15 protein-coding genes are annotated in these 17,479 nt (G+C 50.1%); 9 read left to right on the plus strand and 6 right to left on the minus strand.

Annotation, left to right across the window (positions count from 1 at the left end; all coding sequences use genetic code 11):
• Positions 1-138 precede the first annotated feature (138 nt).
• The 3 genes from BGK46_RS05150 to BGK46_RS05160 all read left to right on the plus strand — a co-directional run bounded on the left by BGK46_RS05150 (position 139) and on the right by BGK46_RS05160 (position 4,189).
• Positions 139-1,575 carry a coniferyl aldehyde dehydrogenase gene (locus BGK46_RS05150; RefSeq protein WP_069587503.1) on the plus strand — a complete coding sequence of 479 codons (1,437 nt, stop codon included), beginning with the start codon at positions 139-141 and terminating at the stop codon, positions 1,573-1,575.
• Positions 1,576-1,724: 149 nt separating this feature from the next.
• Positions 1,725-2,228 (plus strand): hypothetical protein, encoded by a 504-nt coding sequence (locus BGK46_RS05155; RefSeq protein WP_069587504.1) that lies wholly within the window; start codon positions 1,725-1,727, stop codon positions 2,226-2,228.
• Between the two features lie 377 nt (positions 2,229-2,605).
• Positions 2,606-4,189, plus strand: coding sequence for a S8 family peptidase (locus BGK46_RS05160; protein ID WP_069587505.1), 1,584 nt, complete (start codon positions 2,606-2,608; stop codon positions 4,187-4,189).
• 86 nt (positions 4,190-4,275) lie between these two features.
• On the opposite strand, the gene rihA is transcribed toward BGK46_RS05160, so the two are convergent.
• Entirely contained in the window at positions 4,276-5,211 is a 936-nt protein-coding gene (rihA, locus tag BGK46_RS05165; protein WP_069587506.1) for a pyrimidine-specific ribonucleoside hydrolase RihA, read from the minus strand.
• Between the two features lie 490 nt (positions 5,212-5,701).
• Between rihA and BGK46_RS05175 the strand changes: the two genes are divergently transcribed.
• The 4 genes from BGK46_RS05175 (at position 5,702) to BGK46_RS05190 (ending at position 9,610) form a co-directional block, all read left to right on the plus strand.
• Positions 5,702-6,949, plus strand: a complete 1,248-nt coding sequence (locus BGK46_RS05175) for an HAAAP family serine/threonine permease (RefSeq protein WP_069587508.1) — start codon at positions 5,702-5,704, stop codon at positions 6,947-6,949.
• Positions 6,950-7,263: 314 nt separating this feature from the next.
• On the plus strand, positions 7,264-8,001 hold the full coding sequence (locus tag BGK46_RS05180; protein ID WP_069587509.1) for a nucleoside recognition domain-containing protein: 738 nt from the start codon (positions 7,264-7,266) through the stop codon (positions 7,999-8,001).
• Entirely contained in the window at positions 7,998-8,465 is a 468-nt protein-coding gene (locus BGK46_RS05185) for a YjiG family protein (protein ID WP_069587510.1), read from the plus strand. Before BGK46_RS05180 ends, BGK46_RS05185 begins: the two co-directional genes overlap by 4 nt.
• Positions 8,466-8,473: 8 nt before the next feature.
• Positions 8,474-9,610, plus strand: a complete 1,137-nt coding sequence (locus BGK46_RS05190; RefSeq protein ID WP_069587511.1) for a M20 family metallopeptidase — start codon at positions 8,474-8,476, stop codon at positions 9,608-9,610.
• A 111-nt stretch (positions 9,611-9,721) separates the two neighbouring features.
• On the opposite strand, the gene BGK46_RS05195 is transcribed toward BGK46_RS05190, so the two are convergent.
• From BGK46_RS05195 to BGK46_RS05205, 3 genes are all read right to left on the minus strand, one after another.
• Positions 9,722-11,143 (minus strand): transporter substrate-binding domain-containing diguanylate cyclase, encoded by a 1,422-nt coding sequence (locus tag BGK46_RS05195; protein WP_069587512.1) that lies wholly within the window; start codon positions 11,141-11,143, stop codon positions 9,722-9,724.
• A 193-nt stretch (positions 11,144-11,336) separates the two neighbouring features.
• Positions 11,337-11,951 carry a bifunctional 4-hydroxy-2-oxoglutarate aldolase/2-dehydro-3-deoxy-phosphogluconate aldolase gene (locus BGK46_RS05200; RefSeq protein ID WP_069587513.1) on the minus strand — a complete coding sequence of 205 codons (615 nt, stop codon included), beginning with the start codon at positions 11,949-11,951 and terminating at the stop codon, positions 11,337-11,339.
• Positions 11,952-11,960: 9 nt separating this feature from the next.
• Positions 11,961-13,340 carry a GntP family permease gene (locus BGK46_RS05205; RefSeq protein ID WP_069587514.1) on the minus strand — a complete coding sequence of 460 codons (1,380 nt, stop codon included), beginning with the start codon at positions 13,338-13,340 and terminating at the stop codon, positions 11,961-11,963.
• A 152-nt stretch (positions 13,341-13,492) separates the two neighbouring features.
• Between BGK46_RS05205 and BGK46_RS05210 the strand changes: the two genes are divergently transcribed.
• Positions 13,493-14,014 (plus strand): gluconokinase, encoded by a 522-nt coding sequence (locus tag BGK46_RS05210; protein WP_069587515.1) that lies wholly within the window; start codon positions 13,493-13,495, stop codon positions 14,012-14,014.
• Positions 14,011-15,804 carry a phosphogluconate dehydratase gene (gene edd / locus BGK46_RS05215; RefSeq protein WP_069587516.1) on the plus strand — a complete coding sequence of 598 codons (1,794 nt, stop codon included), beginning with the start codon at positions 14,011-14,013 and terminating at the stop codon, positions 15,802-15,804. The genes BGK46_RS05210 and edd overlap by 4 nt, the downstream gene beginning before the upstream one ends.
• Positions 15,805-15,825: 21 nt before the next feature.
• Here edd and BGK46_RS05220 read toward each other — a convergent pair whose 3' ends face one another.
• A complete protein-coding gene (locus BGK46_RS05220; protein ID WP_139130735.1) occupies positions 15,826-16,833 on the minus strand; it encodes a substrate-binding domain-containing protein in 1,008 nt (335 codons plus the stop codon).
• Positions 16,834-17,048: 215 nt separating this feature from the next.
• A complete protein-coding gene (gene arfB / locus BGK46_RS05225; protein WP_069587518.1) occupies positions 17,049-17,462 on the minus strand; it encodes an alternative ribosome rescue aminoacyl-tRNA hydrolase ArfB in 414 nt (137 codons plus the stop codon).
• Between the last annotated feature and the right edge of the window lie 17 nt (positions 17,463-17,479).

Genomic DNA, 17,479 nt, shown 5'->3' on the forward strand with positions numbered 1-17,479 from the left:
TCATGATATCGATCTGTTTTATTGAGTGATGTGAAAGTGAATACTCGTTATGGAGGAGCACGTTCTATTGCGTGAAAGGATTGGCTGTGTCATCAATGAGTGATGAGGAGCAGTAACGGTGATAATCAGGAGACGCAAATGACGGGATCAGGATCTGAATGGTTGGAAGATGTAAGAAGGATGCGCGAGACGTTCGACGCGCAGAAAGCGCAAGCCTCTCAAGTACCATTTTTAGATTACCCTTATCGGCGAGATGCGCTACTGCGCTTGCGTCAGGCCATCAAGAAAAAGTCACCTGCGTTACAACAAGCCTTGAGTGATGATTACGGTTATCGAGCCCCCGTTGATACTGAAATAGCCGACATTCTTCCTTTACTGCACCAAATTGATTACACCCGCCGTCGATTAAAACGATGGATGAAGCCGCAAAAGCGGCGTACCGGGATAACTCTGCTGGGAACGCAATTAGTGGTGCATCAACAACCCAAAGGCGTAGTTGGGATTATCGTGCCTTGGAATTTCCCAATTATGCTAGCAGTCAGCCCCCTTATTTGCGCGTTGGCGGCTGGCAATCGGGTAATGCTTAAGCTTTCGGAGTTCACGCCTAACACCAATCGGGAACTATGCGCGTTAATCGCTGAGGTGTTTAGCCCAACTGAAGTGGCTGTGATTGAAGGGGAAGTGGAAGTATCACGCCGTTTTACCGAGTTAGAGTTCGACCATCTCTTTTTTACCGGCTCAACCCAGGTTGGACGACAAGTCATGCTGTCTGCAGCCGATAATTTGACACCAGTGACCCTCGAATTGGGAGGCAAGTCACCGGTGATTATTGATGATCAGATTGACATGGATGTGGCTGTGTCGCGGCTCATTTACGGGAAGTGTTTAAACGCTGGGCAGATTTGTGTTGCACCCGATTATGTGCTTTGTCCTGAACATCGCCAAGAAGCCTTTATCCACGCCTATCAACACGCGTTTCGAGCCCTCTATCCTGACTTTGAAACCAACCCGGATTACAGCCAGATTATTAACCAAACTCAAGCGACACGGTTAGAAGAAACACTCCAAGATGCCCTTGATAGGGGCGCGCGTCGCTGGTGTGCACTCGACCAGCAAGTCGTGCCGACCGCTGAAAACCAGCGCTGGCCGACCCAGTTACTGACTCAAATCACCGATGATATGCGGGTGATGCAAGAGGAGATTTTTGGCCCGCTCCTGCCGGTGGTTGCCTATCAAGACTTCTCTGATGCCCTGCGTTATATTCAGGCGCGTCCACGACCGCTCGCGTTGTATTTGATGAGCAATGACGCGAAGAAACGCACGCAAGTCACCACACAGCTTCACGCCGGCGGTATGGGTATTAATGAAACCTTGTTTCATGTCGCTGCCGAAGATGCGCCTTTTGGCGGGATTGGCGACTCCGGCATGGGGCAGTATCACGGAGTCGAGGGCTTTTATACCTTTAGTCACAGTAAGACCGTGCTCACTCGCAATAAATGGGACACCAGCTTTTTGGTTAAACCTCCTTACAACCGTTGGTATAAACGCCTAATGCGCTGGTGGCTGATGCGGTAAGTCTGCAAATTTGCACGATAAGGCGTTGCGATATGAGTGCTTTCCCCAGTTACTGAACGCATCACTAAACTTTTCCGAGAAATTGATCTATATCTTTGGTTGTTACATAACTGTTAATGATGGTGCGAAGCAACCAAAGGAGCGACACAATGGCGTTTTCAGTACAACCCGATTCCATGTTGCCAGATATTGGCGATCATGAGCGCGCGATGGTTGAGCAAGAGGTAAAGCTCGCAGTGACCGATGTCAACGGACAATCGTTGGGATATTTGGCGATGGTGCCAGATGCGCAGCGCTTTCTGACTCTGACTCAAGATACCAACGAGGCCTTAAGCTTTATCAAGACGCCTTGCAGTGTTAACGCTGGTTATTACCAGTGGTCGTTTTTTTATGATGACGTCGAGTATGGTCTGGATTGTTTAATTGATCCGGACCGAAACAAGTGTCGACTTTACGCCAATGATCACGCCGCCGCTGCACCATCATGGAAGTTGGGCTATGACAAGGAACTGGGTCCTCTCATGATGGCAGCTCCTATCTCTGCAATTGGTCCCGGTACACGTGTTGCGGTGACATCCGAAGACGCGAGCGTACCCAATGTCCTTGTGGGCGCGCTCGAAGGCGGCGTATTAATTCATGAAGAACCAAATTAACCCTATCTAAATCAAGTTGTTAACTTTTTCTTCGCCAGCGCTATGTCGCTGGCTTTTTTGTTGGATCAATGCTCACTCTCTGTATACAAGATTGAATCAAGTTTCATCTCATTTGTGCAACATGTCAAAAATAACAGATCCCATATGTCTATTCATTGAGACATTTAGATCTGTGTCGAGCACGCGAATTCGCATTGTAAACAAAAGGTTAAATAAGTTGTAAATAACAATGTAGTCAATAATGCTGATGGATTGCACAAATAAAGCAAATCTCACTACAGAAAAAATGCTTTTTGATGCATAGCTTTATAAGCGTGCTTGTTGTTTTTTGTAGGCAATTATTACTTTCTACGTTTAACCATTGTAAGGAATACAATATGTTAAAGCATGTTCTTAGCTGCTGTATCGCATCTGCGCTCGTGACTGCTTCGCCCTCTGTGCTCGCAAAACAAGAGGAAAGTAAACAAGCGATTTCTCAGCAGCAAACGCTAGCACCATTAGTGGTTGCATCAGATAAGCAGGGTATTGAGGACCAATACATTGTGGTGTTTAAGCAACCAATGACACTCAGTGATGACCCACAAGCGTTAAAAACCTTCACACAGCAAACGGTTTCCAGCATGGTCAACCAACACTCAGTTAAGGTTGAGAAAGTGTTTGATCGCTCGTTGAGTGGTTTCGTGGCCAAATTAACACCAGAGCAATTGCGTGCGCTACGCATGGATTCACAAGTTGATTTTATCGAACAAGACAAAACGATTTCCTTGGACCCGGTAATCACCCCAAACGCGAACCAGAGCAACCCAGTTTGGGGGTTGGATCGCATTGACCAACGCAACCTGCCTTTGGATAACAATTACAGTACCAACTTTGATGGCACAGGTGTGACCGCGTATGTAATTGACACTGGCGTGACAACGTCACATGTTGAGTTTGGCGGTCGTGCTCGCTCTGGCTATGATTTTGTTGATAACGACAATGACGCCTCAGACTGTAACGGTCATGGTACCCATGTGGCCGGTACTATCGGGGGTAGCCAATATGGTGTTGCCAAAAATGTCGACATCGTTGGGGTGAGAGTCCTTAGTTGTAGCGGCTCAGGTTCAACGTCTGGGGTGATTGGCGGTGTTGACTGGGTGGCAGCCAACGCCAGTGGACCGTCAGTAGCAAATATGAGCTTGGGTGGCGGTGTATCGACCGCACTGGATAGAGCGGTTGCCAGTGCCGTGCAATCGGGTGTGAGCTTTATGTTGGCAGCAGGGAATTCCAATGCCGACGCCTGTAACAGCTCACCGGCCCGTGAGCCAAGTGGTGTGACTGTGGGCTCTACCACTAGTAGCGATAATCGCTCAAGCTTCTCAAATTGGGGAAGTTGTGTCGATGTGTTTGCGCCGGGCTCTCAAATCAAGTCAGCATGGTATGACGGTGGTTATCGCACCATCAGCGGTACCTCCATGGCGACCCCTCATGTTGCGGGTGTTGCGGCTTTATATTTGCAAGAAAACAGCAACCTATCTCCTGCACAAGTAGCAAGCTTGATTAGCAACCGCGCCAGTGTGGGTAAGATCAATGACACGCGCGGAACGGTTAACAAATTGCTCTATAGCCAAGCTGACAGTAGCTGTGAGCCGGATTGTGGTCCAACGCCGGATCCTAAAGATGAGCTTAAAAATGGTCAGCCGGTCACGGGCATCTCTGGTGGGCAAGGTGCGCAACGCTTTTTCTACGTGGATGTAGAAGCCGGTCAGCGCCTTAGCGTGAATATCAGCGGAGGGTCGGGTGATGCAGACTTATATGTTCGCTATGGCGCCAAACCTACGCTATCGAGCTGGGACTGTCGTCCATACAACTATGGCAACAGTGAAGTGTGCACCGTGCAGAGCACCCAGAAGGGTCGTTATCATGTCATGCTAAATGGTTATACCGCCTTTAGCGGTGTGAGCGTTACGGCACGATATTAGTAGCCGGTGCGCGCGGTTGGCGCGACCATGATGACTTATACCGAATAGACAGCGCGGCGATTGCCGCGCTTTTTTATGAGCGCCTATTAGCTGTATTGGGTTAGACAATCACACAGTAACGAGATAAAGCCTTCACGGTTGACCTTCATCGCCACATCAGCGTTAGCGGCATGACCGGTCACTCGATAGCGATCAACCACAGTCATTCCAGTGGTGAGTTTGCCTTGTGTTTCTATATCCACCCATACGGATTCACAATCGAACAACTCAGGCTTGATAAGCCAAGCAATCGTACAAGGATCGTGGAGGGGAGAGCCGTCGAGTTGCCACTTGGGATCGCGGTGATAACGCATAAAGAATTCCAGCCACCCCGCGACGGTCTGTGCCACGGGGTTATCAATGGCGCGGATAGTGGCAACGTCGGCATCTTTGACCAAGGCTTGATGGGTCACATCCAAGCCAAACATGGTGATAGGGATCCCTGAATGAAACACACGGTGAGCGGCTTCAGGGTCAACATAAATATTAAACTCGGCAGCGGGGGTCCAATTCCCCAATGTGGCCCCTCCACCCATGAGAACGATACGCTTGATGCGATTGGCGAGGTGGGGATAAGTGGCAAGCAGCAGCGCGACATTGGTTAGCGGACCGGTGGCGACGACGGTTATCGGCTGATGGCTAGCTTCTAACACGCGAGCCATCACACTGATGGCATTATCGGGTTGAGCGTCCATCGCGGGTGCAGGAAGTTCAGGGCCATCAAGCCCTGACTCACCGTGGACATTATTCGCCACCACAAGGTCGCGCAGCAGGGGCTTATGGGCTCCCCCTGCGACAGGAATGTCGTGGCGATTTAATAAGGTGAGGATCCGTCTAGCGTTGTAGAGCGTCTTATCCAGCGTCTGATTGCCGGCACAGGTGGTAATGGCCTTAATAGTGAGCTGATCGAGTGCACAAGCCATCACCAGCGCGATAGCATCATCGTGTCCCGGATCGCAATCAATAATAATAGGTTCACCCATTGCACACTCCTTTTTATTGTGTGTTTGGTTGTGGTGTTGCGCGGACTGGCGTTGGTTGCGATTGTGCTGATTAGGACCAGCCGCTCATTTCATTATTTAGTCACGCTACGTGTGATTTGGAGTGGTGACTGTGAGCCAGCTCGTCCTATTGAGGATGGATGGGTGAGCTTTGTAACAGATGAAAAAGATATCATCAAAAAACGTGATTCTTAACATAACAATATGTCAACATGCTATGAACTAAAATGTGGTAGTTACATCATTTTGCAAACAATTCAATCAATCTAAACATTGTTAATAATTTGGTTAATTATTCTGAATAAAATACATTATATCAGATGAATAATTTGGTTATTAAAAATAATTCCAGTTTATGTGACAAGTTTTTAACAAAACAATTAGTACATATATCTATTACATCTGTGTGATATATCCGGTCGAACTCGCTACTATGCAACCGCACAAAATATTATAAATAAGAGAGTTTGACGTGAACCAAACTATAGAAGTCTCCGAAAAGAGTGTATCCACTCGTTGGACCCAACATGACACCCACTGGGCGCTCAGCCTTTTTGGTACCGCTGTCGGTGCTGGGATCCTGTTCCTTCCCATTAACCTGGGTATGGGTGGGATCTGGCCGTTAATCATCATGGCGGTACTTGCTTTCCCCATGACCTTTATGGCACACCGCGGGCTTGCACGTTTTGTGCTCTCCTCTCGCCATAAAGATGCAGATTTTACCGATGTGGTCGCCGAGCATTTTGGTGCCAATGCGGGCCGGATGATCTCGGTGTTGTATTTCCTTTCTATCTTCCCCATTTTATTGATATACGGCGTCGGATTAACCAATACGGTAGACAGCTTTTTAGTCAATCAACTGGGATGGGTATCTCCTAATCGTATCTTATTATCCGGTGTGTTAGTGGCGGGCATGATTGCGATCATGCTGGGTGGAGAGCGCCTCATGTTGCGTGCTTTCGCCGCTATGGTGTACCCCTTGGTGGCTATTTTGGCGTTTTTGTCGTTTTATCTTGTGCCATCGTGGCAAACGCCTAACTTGAGCCTACCGCCGATGGGTGAGCTAGGCATTAACCTGTGGCTTGCGGTCCCTGTGGTGATCTTCTCGTTTAGTCATGCAGCGGCGATTTCAAGTTTTGCTAACATTCAGCGTCGCCACTATGGCAATGACGCGCAAGGCAAGTCAGAGCAAATTCTTAAGCGCGCAGGCGTGATGTTAGTTGCTTTTGTGCTCTTGTTTGTATTCTCGTGCGTGCTGACGCTCACGCCAGCACAAATGGCGGAAGCGAAAGCGCAAAATGTGTCTGTGCTTTCTTACCTTGCTAACGTCACCCATAATCCCTTTATCGGTACGCTGGGGCCGCTTGTCGCATTCATTGCGATCACATCGTCGTTTTTAGGGCATTTCCTTGGCGCGCGTGAAAGCTTGAATGGTTTGGTAACCAAACATAGCAAGCTGACCTACAAGCAAGCGGATAAGCTGGGTGTTGTGGTGATGTTCTTTGCCATCTGGTGGTGTGCGGTGATTAACCCCAGCATCCTCGACATGATGGGCGCATTATCAGGACCTGTGATTGCGATGATCCTCTTTATCATGCCCACTGTCGCGGCCTACAAAGTCAAAGCGCTGGCACAGTATCGCGGTAAAGTCGGTACTTACTTTATCTTTGTGACCGGTATGCTGGCGATTTCTGCGTTACTCTATAACCTGATGGGCTAAGTCAGTACGCTGTCGCCCGATGAAAAAGCGCCTTCGGGCGCTTTTTTATTAGCTTTACTTATGTATTTCTAGTGAATTTCTTATCCGAAGCGATTTACGCACATCCTTTAGTAGTGACAGATAAACTTAATAAAATCAGCCGTTAGTGTCACATTCATCACTCTTTAGTTTGGCTTAATTTGTTAGGTTTTGAATCAGCCCATATTATGTAAATCCTATCTCTCTTCTTACACAATAGTTTGATAATTATCAACTTTCGTTTCCGTGTCTGCCTCGATGATAAGCCCAATGTTGATTGAGCATGAGGGCGGTTTATGACACATCCAACCGAAACAGACAGACAAGTGACATGGGGATGTTACTTGGCTCTGGTCTTTGCGATCGTTTTTTTCTCGGGATTGTTACAATCCAATCAATGGTACGGCGTGTTTGATTTTACCACCTTGAACGGATCCTTCGGGCAGGTGGCTTATCAAGCGACAGCGGCGGCCGATGGGTCGGTGGAGGTAGCAACGACGTCACTTCGCGGTAAAGGCGGGAGTGGTGCACGAGACGGTTTTATTTTTGCGCTGACCCTTATTCCTACAGTGATGTTCGCACTCGGTATGATCAGTGTGCTTGAGCACTATGGGGCACTTGATGCGGCGCGCAGACTCTTAACTCCGCTATTGAAACCAGTATTGGGCATTCCCGGCAACTCAGGATTGGCATTAATTGCCTCTATGCAGAGCACAGATGCGGGGGCGGCGATGACGCGTCAGCTCAAAGATGAAGGGTACTTGACCAAACGGGAAACGGATGTGTTCACCATGTTTCAGTTCACGGCTGGGGCAACCATCGTCAACTTTTTCTCATCGGGTGCGGTGTTGTTTACTCTGACGCTGTCAGATGGCTCGTTGGCCGTGACCTCGTCGATTGGTCTCGCGATTGGTGTGATCTTCTTGTTTAAGTTCATCGGCGCCAATGTATTTCGTGTCTACCTCAATATCACCGAGGGTAAAGGGCCACAGCGAGATACGTCTCAATCCTATCAAGAGGAGCACGCGTCATGACTCATTCTTCCAGCAGTAAACCCATGATCACCGACATCTTTGTCGAAGGGGCAAAAAAAGGTTGGCACATTGCGACGACGTCGACGGTTCCTAATGTAGTCATGGCGTTTGTGATTATCAAGGCGCTCCAAATTACCGGGTTATTAGGCTTGATGGGCGAGGTGTTTTCGCCTGTGATGGCGGTGTTTGGCTTACCCGGCGAAGCGGCTGCCGTGCTAATGGGGGCATGGATGTCAATGGGAGGCGCGGTTGGTGTGGTGATCACCTTGTTTGACCAAGGCATTCTCACCGGCAGCCACATTGCGATTTTGGTCCCCGCCATCTATTTAATGGGCTCACAAGTGCAATACATCGGCCGAGTGATGGGCCCGATTGGTACCGAAGGCCGTTATATCCCCATCATGGTTGGTATTTCGATTCTCAATGCTTTTGGTGCGATGTGGGTAATGAATCTTTTACTTTAGGAGGCATGATGATGTTTTCTTTGCAACGCTACTTGGATGAGTTAGCGCCTCTGGTGAACGTCGACTGTGGCACGTTCCAGCGCGACGGCATTGAGGTGATTGCATCCTTGATGGCTGAAAAGTATGAACAAATGACAGGCTGGCACATTAAGCGTGTAGATTGTGGTAAGGCAGGGGTTGGATTGGAGATCCGAAACCAGCCCACCGACCCGCATATTGATGTAATGATGATTGGCCATATGGATACTGTGTTTCCAAAAGGTACAGCAGCTGAGCGCCCGATGCATGTGGAAGAGGGCTTTGCCTACGGCCCGGGTGTATCCGATATGAAATCGGGCTTGTTGAATATCGTGTATGCATTGCGCGCATTGCCGCACGCTGAACGTGATGCACTCAGCATTTGCATTTGTATGAATCCCGATGAGGAAGTGGGCTCGATACATTCTAGTGACTGGCTGGCGTCCGTTGCACGCGATGCACGTTATGTGCTGGTGGCAGAGGCAGCGCGGGCTGATGGTGGTTTAGTGAAAGCGCGTAAAGGCATGGCACGGTATAAAATAGCCATATCAGGCCGTGCGGCGCACGCGGGGAATGAACCAGAGAAAGGACGTAGTGCGATCACAGAGTTAGCGCACTGGTTGGTGACGCTTGATAGTATGAAAGATCTTGAGGCTGGCACCAGTATTAATGCGGGCGTGATTGAAGGCGGAACGGGAGCGAATATTGTGGCCGCGCATGCATCGGCATTGGTTGATATTCGATTTTGGGATAACACAGCCTATGATGCGCTCGATCAAGCCATTCAAGCCCGCGCTTCTCATCCTTACACGCCTGATGTCACCATTGAATTGGTTCGCGAAGCTTATAAACCGGCAATGGTTCCGACGCCTGAAACAGAGCACTTGATGGATCTTGTCGAAGCGGCTGCATTTGATGAAGGTGTTCCAATTCATTGGAAAGCGGTAGGTGGCGGATCTGATGCGAATAATACCGCTGCCATTGGGATCCCCAGTTTGGATGGTTTTGGGCCAGTTGGGGCGAATTTTCACAGTGACGACGAATACCTTCAACTGGACTCGGTGGAACCCAGAATACGATTGCTCACCCGTGTACTGTCTCGGCTCGCTGAGCAAAAAAATCACTAGTTACCCCGTCGGCGGCGACAAACAGGTGGCCGCCTTTTGCTCACTGCGTGCAGCGTTATCTCACCGTATGAGGACAATCGTCGTAACGGCTAATCAGAGCCAGTTTTGCGGTTAAATAACATTGAGTACGGCGCAGTGCTTGCCTTGCTTTTTGGCTTGGTACATCGCTTTATCTGCTGCGACGATCTCGCTATCGCTGAGCCCATCAGGATAATAGGCCACGCCTAGGCTGATCGTCACAGGCATGGGATGATTAAAGCGCGCGAGGCTTTGTCGCGCAATTTCATCGCACAATAACCGCGCTTGTGATAGTGCTCGTTCGGCACTGGAAAAGGGATGAAGAACCCCAAATTCCTCACCGCCAATACGTGCAAGGACTGCATCATTGGGCAGCAGACTTTTGGCTGTTTCTGCGACAAAGCAGATCACCTCGTCACCATGTGCGTGACCAAATCCGTCGTTAAAGGCTTTGAAATCATCAATGTCAAAGACCATCAGTGCCATGTTTTTTGGCTCTCCTTGTTTGTCTTTTAAACACTGATAAAAAAAGCGTCGGTTATATAGCTGTGTCAATGAGTCAGTGACGGCTTGTTCTTGAAGCTGGCCATTAGCGATTTGTAGCGCGCGCGTTTTTTGGCGAACATTACGTTTAAGCAGCAAAATATAACTGACCACGATCAAGACGCCGAGAGTGATCAGTGTGGGAAACAGGTAAGCGGGATAAACGGTCTCAACGTCATAGTAAACCCAACGGTTGAGGAGTTGGCGTTTGGTATCATCATCCAGCCAGTTAAATTTATTACTTACTTGATTGAGCAAAGCCGTATTGCCTTTGGCAAATCCTGCATATAGGGTCTCGGTATAAAGATGGCGAACCGGAATAAAAAGATTTTGATTGGTGGTGGTGTAAAGATGATAATTCGCGACTTGTAAATCAGCGACGAAAGCTTTTAGCTCACCGGATAACGCCGCATCAAGCATTGCTTGGTTGTTGGGGAAAAGGCGTAATGAAACCAAAGGAAATGCCGTTTCCATAAACTCTTGCTCGTACCCACCTTTTACCACGCCAATCACATTGTCTGTTTCACCAGCAAGCACATAGTCAGCGGATGTGCCCATCATGGATTGACTGAAAAAAACCTGTGTGTCGATGGCAAAAAGCGGCGTGCCGAAATCCATGAATGTGAGGCGTTCTGGCGACTGCAATAAGCCTGCGTGTACATCGGCTTGCCCAGAGCGCACTAAGTCAATGGAGGTTTGCCAATCGGTCAGCAAAAACTCAATATCATAGCCATTGCGGGTACCGAACTCTTGCCAAAAATCAATCAAAATACCTTTGGGCTCTTGGTTGCGGTCAAGATACGAAAATGGCCGCCATGAATGAGAGTTAGCCACTTTTAGCGTTGGCTTTTTTGCCTGTTCTGTGTCGCTATGAGCCGCAAAGGACGCTGGGCTCGACAAGATGGCCAAACAGAAGACTAACGTGAAAACGACGCGCTGGGACCACAGCAAGTAAGCACCCGGCTTCCACATAGATCCTATCCTTATCTTAAGAAAATCTGACTCACCACAACATGGATGAATGCACTATAAACAGTATATGAACAAAATGAATACTTGGTGGAGAGGATTGGCGTTTATTGGTGGCGCTATTCACAGAAGGAAAAGAGGCAGGATGAAATGGAAGGGCGATGGCCCACGCAAATGCGGCGGGCCATCGGTTTAGTTAAGCCGCTACGGCTTGGACGAGACGCGCAATCTCGTCCCATTTTTTAGCATCAATGAGCGTCGCGGGCACCATCCAAGTGCCACCGCATGCCAGCACTTTGGGTAAGGCGAGATAATCGCTCACATTCTCTTCACTCACGCCGCCGGTTGGCATAAAACTGACGGGATACACCGCGGAGAGCGCTTTTAACATCGCAATGCCGCCTGACGCTTCCGCGGGGAAAAACTTCACGGTATCCAGCCCAAGCGACATGGCTTGCTCGACTAAACTGGGATTGTTGATCCCAGGGATGATAGGAATACCACGCTGTTGGCAATGTTCTACCGTGATGGGATTCAGTCCAGGGCTAACAATAAAGTCCGCTCCCGCATCTATCGCGGCGTCGACTTGCGCGGGTGTGAGCACTGTTCCGGCACCAATCAGCATCTCGGGATACGCATCGCGCATTTGACGGATAGCGTTTGCGGCTGCATCAGTACGAAAAGTAATTTCGGCGCAGGGTAGGCCGTTATCGACCAAGGTTTTGGCGAGCGGTACGGCATCTTCCGCATGATTAATCGCAATTACCGGCACGATACGTATCGCCTTAAGGCGTTGATTCAGGTCAGTCATGAAGATCCCTTACAGTAAAACGCTTAACAGCGCTACGATAACAAACGCGATGGTTCCGAGCAGGGTTTCCATCACAGTCCAAGTTTTAAGTGTGGTTTTTTCATCCATTTCGAGCAGGCGCGACACCAACCAAAAGCCCGAGTCGTTGAAATGCGATAAAACGGTTGCTCCACCTGCAATCGCAATGACAATAAAACATAAATCCAATTGAGATAAACCCACAGTATGCGACACGGTGGGCGCAATGAGTGCCGCCGTAGTGGTCAGCGCGACGGTGGCGGAGCCTTGTGCAACGCGCAAGCAGGTGGCAATCACGAACGCGGCCAAAATGATTGGCATACCCGTGTCTGATAGCATGGTGGCAAGTGCCTGACCGATACCGCTCGCGCGCAAGACACCCCCAAACATGCCGCCGGCGCCGGTCACCAAAATGACGGCACAAATTGGTGCTAACGAATCAGAGCACAGCTTTTCCATTTTACTCTTACCCAGCTTTTGGCCGAAGACCAGCAAACAGGTCAATAGGGTGATGAGCAGTGCAACGGGTGTTTTACCCAGCATACGCAAAAAGCCGACCCAAGCACTCTCCCCGTTGACTATACCCGCCACGCTCAGCGCGTTCAGGCCAGTATCAAGGAAAATGAGCAGCACTGGGAGCAATAAAGTCATTAATACAGTTGAAAAGGCGGGGTAATCCTTTTTGCTTTTAAACATGACTTCGGTGTTTAAAAACGCTTTCGCGAGGGGGATATTGAATTTCTTACCCGCATACAAGCCAAATAAATACCCCCCTAAATACCAAGTGGGGAGCGAAACCAGTAGCCCGACGACGAGAAGCAGACCCATGTCGGCGCCGAGTAAATCGGAGGCAGCAACCGGACCGGGATGTGGCGGAACGAAGGTATGCATAACCGCAAACGCCCCTGCGACGGGAAGAGCATACTTTATGGGGGAGCCACCTAAGCGTTTCGCGACACTAAACATGATGGGCATCATCACAATTAGCCCCGCGTCAAAAAAGATAGGAAAACCGAACAGTAACGAGGCGATCCCGAGTGCAAAGGGAGCACGCGCTTCGCCAAACCGAGCGATCAGGGTATCGGCGAGCACATTCGCACCACCGGTGACTTCGAGGAGCTTCCCGATCATCGCGCCAAGCCCGACCAGTAAAGCGACCGATGCTAGGGTGCCGCCAAAGCCGCTCATCATGGTTGGTACCACCTTATCGACAGGGATCCCTGTGGCCAATGCGGTACCTAAACTGACTAGCGTAAGTGATGCAAACGCATGCACCTTCAGCTTCATTATTAGGAGTAATAACAGTGCGATAGCGCCCAATGCTATCAAGAGTAGGGTAGTGGGTTCAGGGCTTTGTGCGAGTAGTTCCATGGCTCACCTCTTCCGACCAGGATGTTTGTGTCAAACTTCACAAATCTCATAGTTACCGGTAACATGTTACCGGTAACCACACTAAGATAAAGACAATTATTGAATGCGTTATCAAAAATGAGATCTGGTTAAAATCTCGCTAAGGAGTCGGTATGGCAATTGGCAGTGTGATTGTGATGGGCGTCAGTGGCTCGGGAAAAAGCACCCTAGGCGTGAAATTGGCAGCGCGCTTGAAGGCCAAATTCATCGATGGTGATGACCTGCATCCACGGGCAAATATCGAGAAAATGGCAAGTGGGCAGCCGCTTGATGATGATGACCGCACGCCATGGCTATGCCGGATCCGTGACGCTGCTTTTAGTCTCGAACACAAACAAGAATATGGGGTGATTGTATGCTCTGCCTTGAAGCGTCGTTATCGCGATCTCATTCGTGAGGGCAATCAGAACGTCACTTTTTTGTTTCTCGACGGCGATTATGCACTGATCCTCGCAAGACTCAGAGCGCGCAAAGGGCATTTTATGAAAACCCATATGCTGGATAGCCAGTTTGCGACGTTGGAGGCGCCGGGTGACGATGAGCCTGATGTTGTCCGCGTTGCCATTGATGCAGACATCGATACTGTGGTGACACGTGCCGTGCACGCCCTAGTAGCCATGGAGGATCGGAAATGACACACCCGACTTTAATGGCCGTGACAGAGGCGTTACGCCAGCGCAGCCAACCGACGCGCACCGCGTTTTTGCGTCAGACTCAACAGCAAGCTGATACAGGGAAAGCGCGCACCACCCTATCTTGCGGCAACATGGCTCACGCCGTGGCGGCGTCGTGTCAACAAGATAAACAACATATGCTGGATATGACCACCGCCAATGTGGCGATTATCAGCGCCTATAACGATATGCTTAGCGCGCACGCGCCCTATGCTCACTACCCTGAACAAATCAAAGCGGCGCTTCAACCTTTGGGCCACACGGCGCAAGTCGCAGGCTGTGTGCCCGCGATGTGTGATGGTGTCACACAGGGCCAGCCGGGAATGGAAATGTCCTTGTTTTCACGTGATGTGATTGCTCAGGCAACCGCGATATCGCTGAGTCATAACGTATATGATGCAACATTGCTGCTTGGTGTCTGTGATAAAATTGCCCCCGGGCAATTGATGGGAGCGCTCGCTTATGCCCATTTGCCGACCTTATTTGTACCCTCCGGCCCAATGGCCTCGGGGACAAGTAACGAAGAAAAAGTCGCGGTGCGTCAAGCCTATGCGGCAGGCAATCTTGGCAAAGAAGCTTTATTGACCATGGAATGCCAAGCTTATCATAGCTCGGGAACCTGTACTTTCTATGGCACGGCCAACACCAATCAACTGGTGCTTGAAGCCATGGGATTGATTCTTCCCGGTGCGGCTTTTGTCGACCCCAACTCAGCATTACGCCAAGCTCTGACCCGCTATGCGGCAACAGCGTTAGCTTCCCAATGTGCGGGAAGTACGAATTACCGACCACTCGCCGATGTGGTGACCGAAAAAAGCGTGGTAAACGGTGTGGTCGCGTTGTTGGCCTCGGGCGGCAGCACCAACCATACGATTCATTTGGTGGCGATGGCGCGTGCCGCTGGCATCATCCTAACCTGGGAAGATATGGATGCACTTTCTCATGTTGTGCCCTTACTGGCTCGGGTCTACCCCAATGGACCCGCTGACATTAATGCCTTTGAGGCGGCAGGGGGCGTGCCCACGCTGATGGCGCATCTGCATTCGCTTGGGTTACTGCATGCGGACACTGTGCCTGCTATCGGCCAGTTTAGCGACCAGCTGACCACACCACGATTAGATAAGGGGCAGCTTGTTTGGGAAACTGCCACCCCATCAACCGATACAGCGGTCATCGCCCAGCCCGGTTCACACTTCAGTGCAACCAGTGGTTTGCGCATGCTGTCTGGCAATATGGGTAATGCAGTGATCAAAGTCTCTGCCGTGGATCCTGAGCACCGTGTGGTTTGTGCGCCCGCGCGGGTGTTTGATTGTCAGCACCAAGTCGAGCAGGCTTATCAGCGTGGTGAGCTCAACCAAGATGTGATTGTGGTGGTGCGTTTTAATGGCCCCGCCGCGAATGGCATGCCAGAGCTGCATAAGCTCATGCCTATTCTTGGCAATGTGCAAAAAATGGGTTATCAGGTCGCATTGGTGACAGATGGTCGGTTGTCGGGCGCATCGGGCAAGGTCCCTGCGGCCTTGCACGTCTGTCCTGAAGCCATGCATGGCGGTGCATTGGCGGGTGTGCAAGACGGCGATCTGATCACATTGGACGCGAAGGCTGGCGAGTTGACTTGCCATGCTGATTTATCTCAGCGTTCCGTAGCAGAGCCGCCTCAAGCGAGCCATACATGGGGACGTGATTGGTTTGCTGCGGCGCGTCAGCAGGTATCACGCGCTGACGAGGGAGCGAGCTATTTATTCTCGTGATCGCCTAGTTAACGGCGATGGTTATAAGCTGCCGCCGCTTGTGATGGTGTGTGGAACAGCTTGTATTTTTTCGGAGATAGTTTCGCCGCTTAACGCTTGAATCAACAGTGTCGCAGCGCGCTCACCAATCAAATCACGCGGCGTCGCGACGCTCGTCAGTGTAGGACTGACCACAGTGCCAATATCGAGCGCATTGTAACCAACAATACTGAGGGTTTGTGGAACAGCAATGCCTTTGGCACGACACGCGAGTAACGCACCGACGGCGAGGTCATCATTGGTACAAAACAGCCCGTCACAGTTGGGATACTGAGCCAAGGTTTGGCTAAGTAGCGTTTCGCCCAAGCTAAATGAAGAATGCTCTTCGGTGGCAACACAGCGAGGGGTTAGTCTTGCTTGTATCATCGCGCGTTCGTACCCTTGTTGCCGCAGCTGAGTACGGGTATCTAACCGAGCCGCCAAGTACACGATCTGCGTTTTCCCTTTATTAATCATGGCTTGAACCGCATCATAAGCGGCTTGCCCATGATCAAGCCCAACGGCCATATCAATTGGCTTTTCTGGAAGCTCCATTGTCTCTACCACAGGAACAGCGGCAGTCTTTAGCATTTGTAACGTGCGTGGGGTGTGGTTAGTTTCAGTGAGGATCAAACCATCCACTTGATAAGACAGCAAAGAGGCAATTTTCTCTTCCTCTGCCTGTTCGCTATAACCGGCGTGCGTAATCAAAATGTCGTAGCCATGCGCTTTGGTGACGCGTTCAATTCCCTGTACTAAATGAGCAAAGACTTGGTTAGACAGCGAGGGGAGCACAATACCAATGGCTTTACTTGATGATTTAGATAGCATCGCAGGGACGCGATTTTGAATGTACCCCAACTCTTCAATCACCGTCGCAATTTTGTCGCGTGTCGCGGGTGCAACTGACTCAGGATTGCGCATATAGCGAGAGACTGTCATTTTGGTCATCCCGACGCGATCGGCAATATCTTGTAAAGTAGCGCGATTTCTTTTGTCTTTCATCTCAATGCACTAGCTGAAAATGTTACTTGTAACATTAGAGCAATCCCATGTCGGATAAGCAAGCAAAAAGGCGTCTAAGGGGTTAGATATGCGCGCAAGATGGGTGGGGTCTCGCTGCATTATGAGGCATCAAAATGTGCTTAAGAAATTAACCGTCAAGCGGATGCGAATTTGTATGCGGCGAAAGCGGGGGGGCGGAATAAAGTGGTGGCGTGAAACGGTTAAGGCGCCACCTTGCCACGTAGCGACTTGGTTTGGCTCTTACGTTTTTTCGCATCCACGCGACGGCGCTGTGAGGCCTTGGTAGGCTTAGTGGGTTTACGTTTGTTCTGTTCTACCATCGCGCTTTTGATCAATGCCTGCAAGCGCTCTAGCGCATCCTCTCGGTTTAATTCTTGAGTGCGATAGTTTTGCGCTTTTATTACCACGACGCCCTCTTTGGAGATGCGTGAATCAGACAGAGCCATTAATCTGGCTTTGTACGCATCAGGCAGTGACGAGGCTTGGATATCAAAGCGTAGATGAATGGCGCTCGATACTTTGTTGACGTTTTGCCCGCCTTTCCCTGCGGCGCGGATGGCCGTGAGCTCAATTTCATTGTCGGGAATCGCCACCTTATTCGATAGAGTGAGCATTCAACCTCTCATGCATG

The organism is Salinivibrio sp. SS2 (assembly GCF_001722075.1).
GTDB lineage: Bacteria > Pseudomonadota > Gammaproteobacteria > Enterobacterales > Vibrionaceae > Salinivibrio > Salinivibrio proteolyticus.

Excerpts from the sequence above, each read along its gene's own strand:
- BGK46_RS05150 (WP_069587503.1), top strand. The coding sequence starts at position 139 with ATGACGGGATCAGGATCTGAATGGTTGGAAGATGTAAGAAGGATGCGC.
- BGK46_RS05155 (WP_069587504.1), top strand. The coding sequence starts at position 1,725 with ATGGCGTTTTCAGTACAACCCGATTCCATGTTGCCAGATATTGGCGAT.
- BGK46_RS05160 (WP_069587505.1), top strand. The coding sequence starts at position 2,606 with ATGTTAAAGCATGTTCTTAGCTGCTGTATCGCATCTGCGCTCGTGACT.
- rihA (WP_069587506.1), bottom strand. The coding sequence starts at position 5,211 with ATGGGTGAACCTATTATTATTGATTGCGATCCGGGACACGATGATGCT.
- BGK46_RS05180 (WP_069587509.1), top strand. The coding sequence starts at position 7,264 with ATGACACATCCAACCGAAACAGACAGACAAGTGACATGGGGATGTTAC.
- BGK46_RS05185 (WP_069587510.1), top strand. The coding sequence starts at position 7,998 with ATGACTCATTCTTCCAGCAGTAAACCCATGATCACCGACATCTTTGTC.
- BGK46_RS05190 (WP_069587511.1), top strand. The coding sequence starts at position 8,474 with ATGATGTTTTCTTTGCAACGCTACTTGGATGAGTTAGCGCCTCTGGTG.
- BGK46_RS05195 (WP_069587512.1), bottom strand. The coding sequence starts at position 11,143 with ATGTGGAAGCCGGGTGCTTACTTGCTGTGGTCCCAGCGCGTCGTTTTC.
- BGK46_RS05200 (WP_069587513.1), bottom strand. The coding sequence starts at position 11,951 with ATGACTGACCTGAATCAACGCCTTAAGGCGATACGTATCGTGCCGGTA.
- BGK46_RS05205 (WP_069587514.1), bottom strand. The coding sequence starts at position 13,340 with ATGGAACTACTCGCACAAAGCCCTGAACCCACTACCCTACTCTTGATA.
- BGK46_RS05210 (WP_069587515.1), top strand. The coding sequence starts at position 13,493 with ATGGCAATTGGCAGTGTGATTGTGATGGGCGTCAGTGGCTCGGGAAAA.
- edd (WP_069587516.1), top strand. The coding sequence starts at position 14,011 with ATGACACACCCGACTTTAATGGCCGTGACAGAGGCGTTACGCCAGCGC.
- arfB (WP_069587518.1), bottom strand. The coding sequence starts at position 17,462 with ATGCTCACTCTATCGAATAAGGTGGCGATTCCCGACAATGAAATTGAG.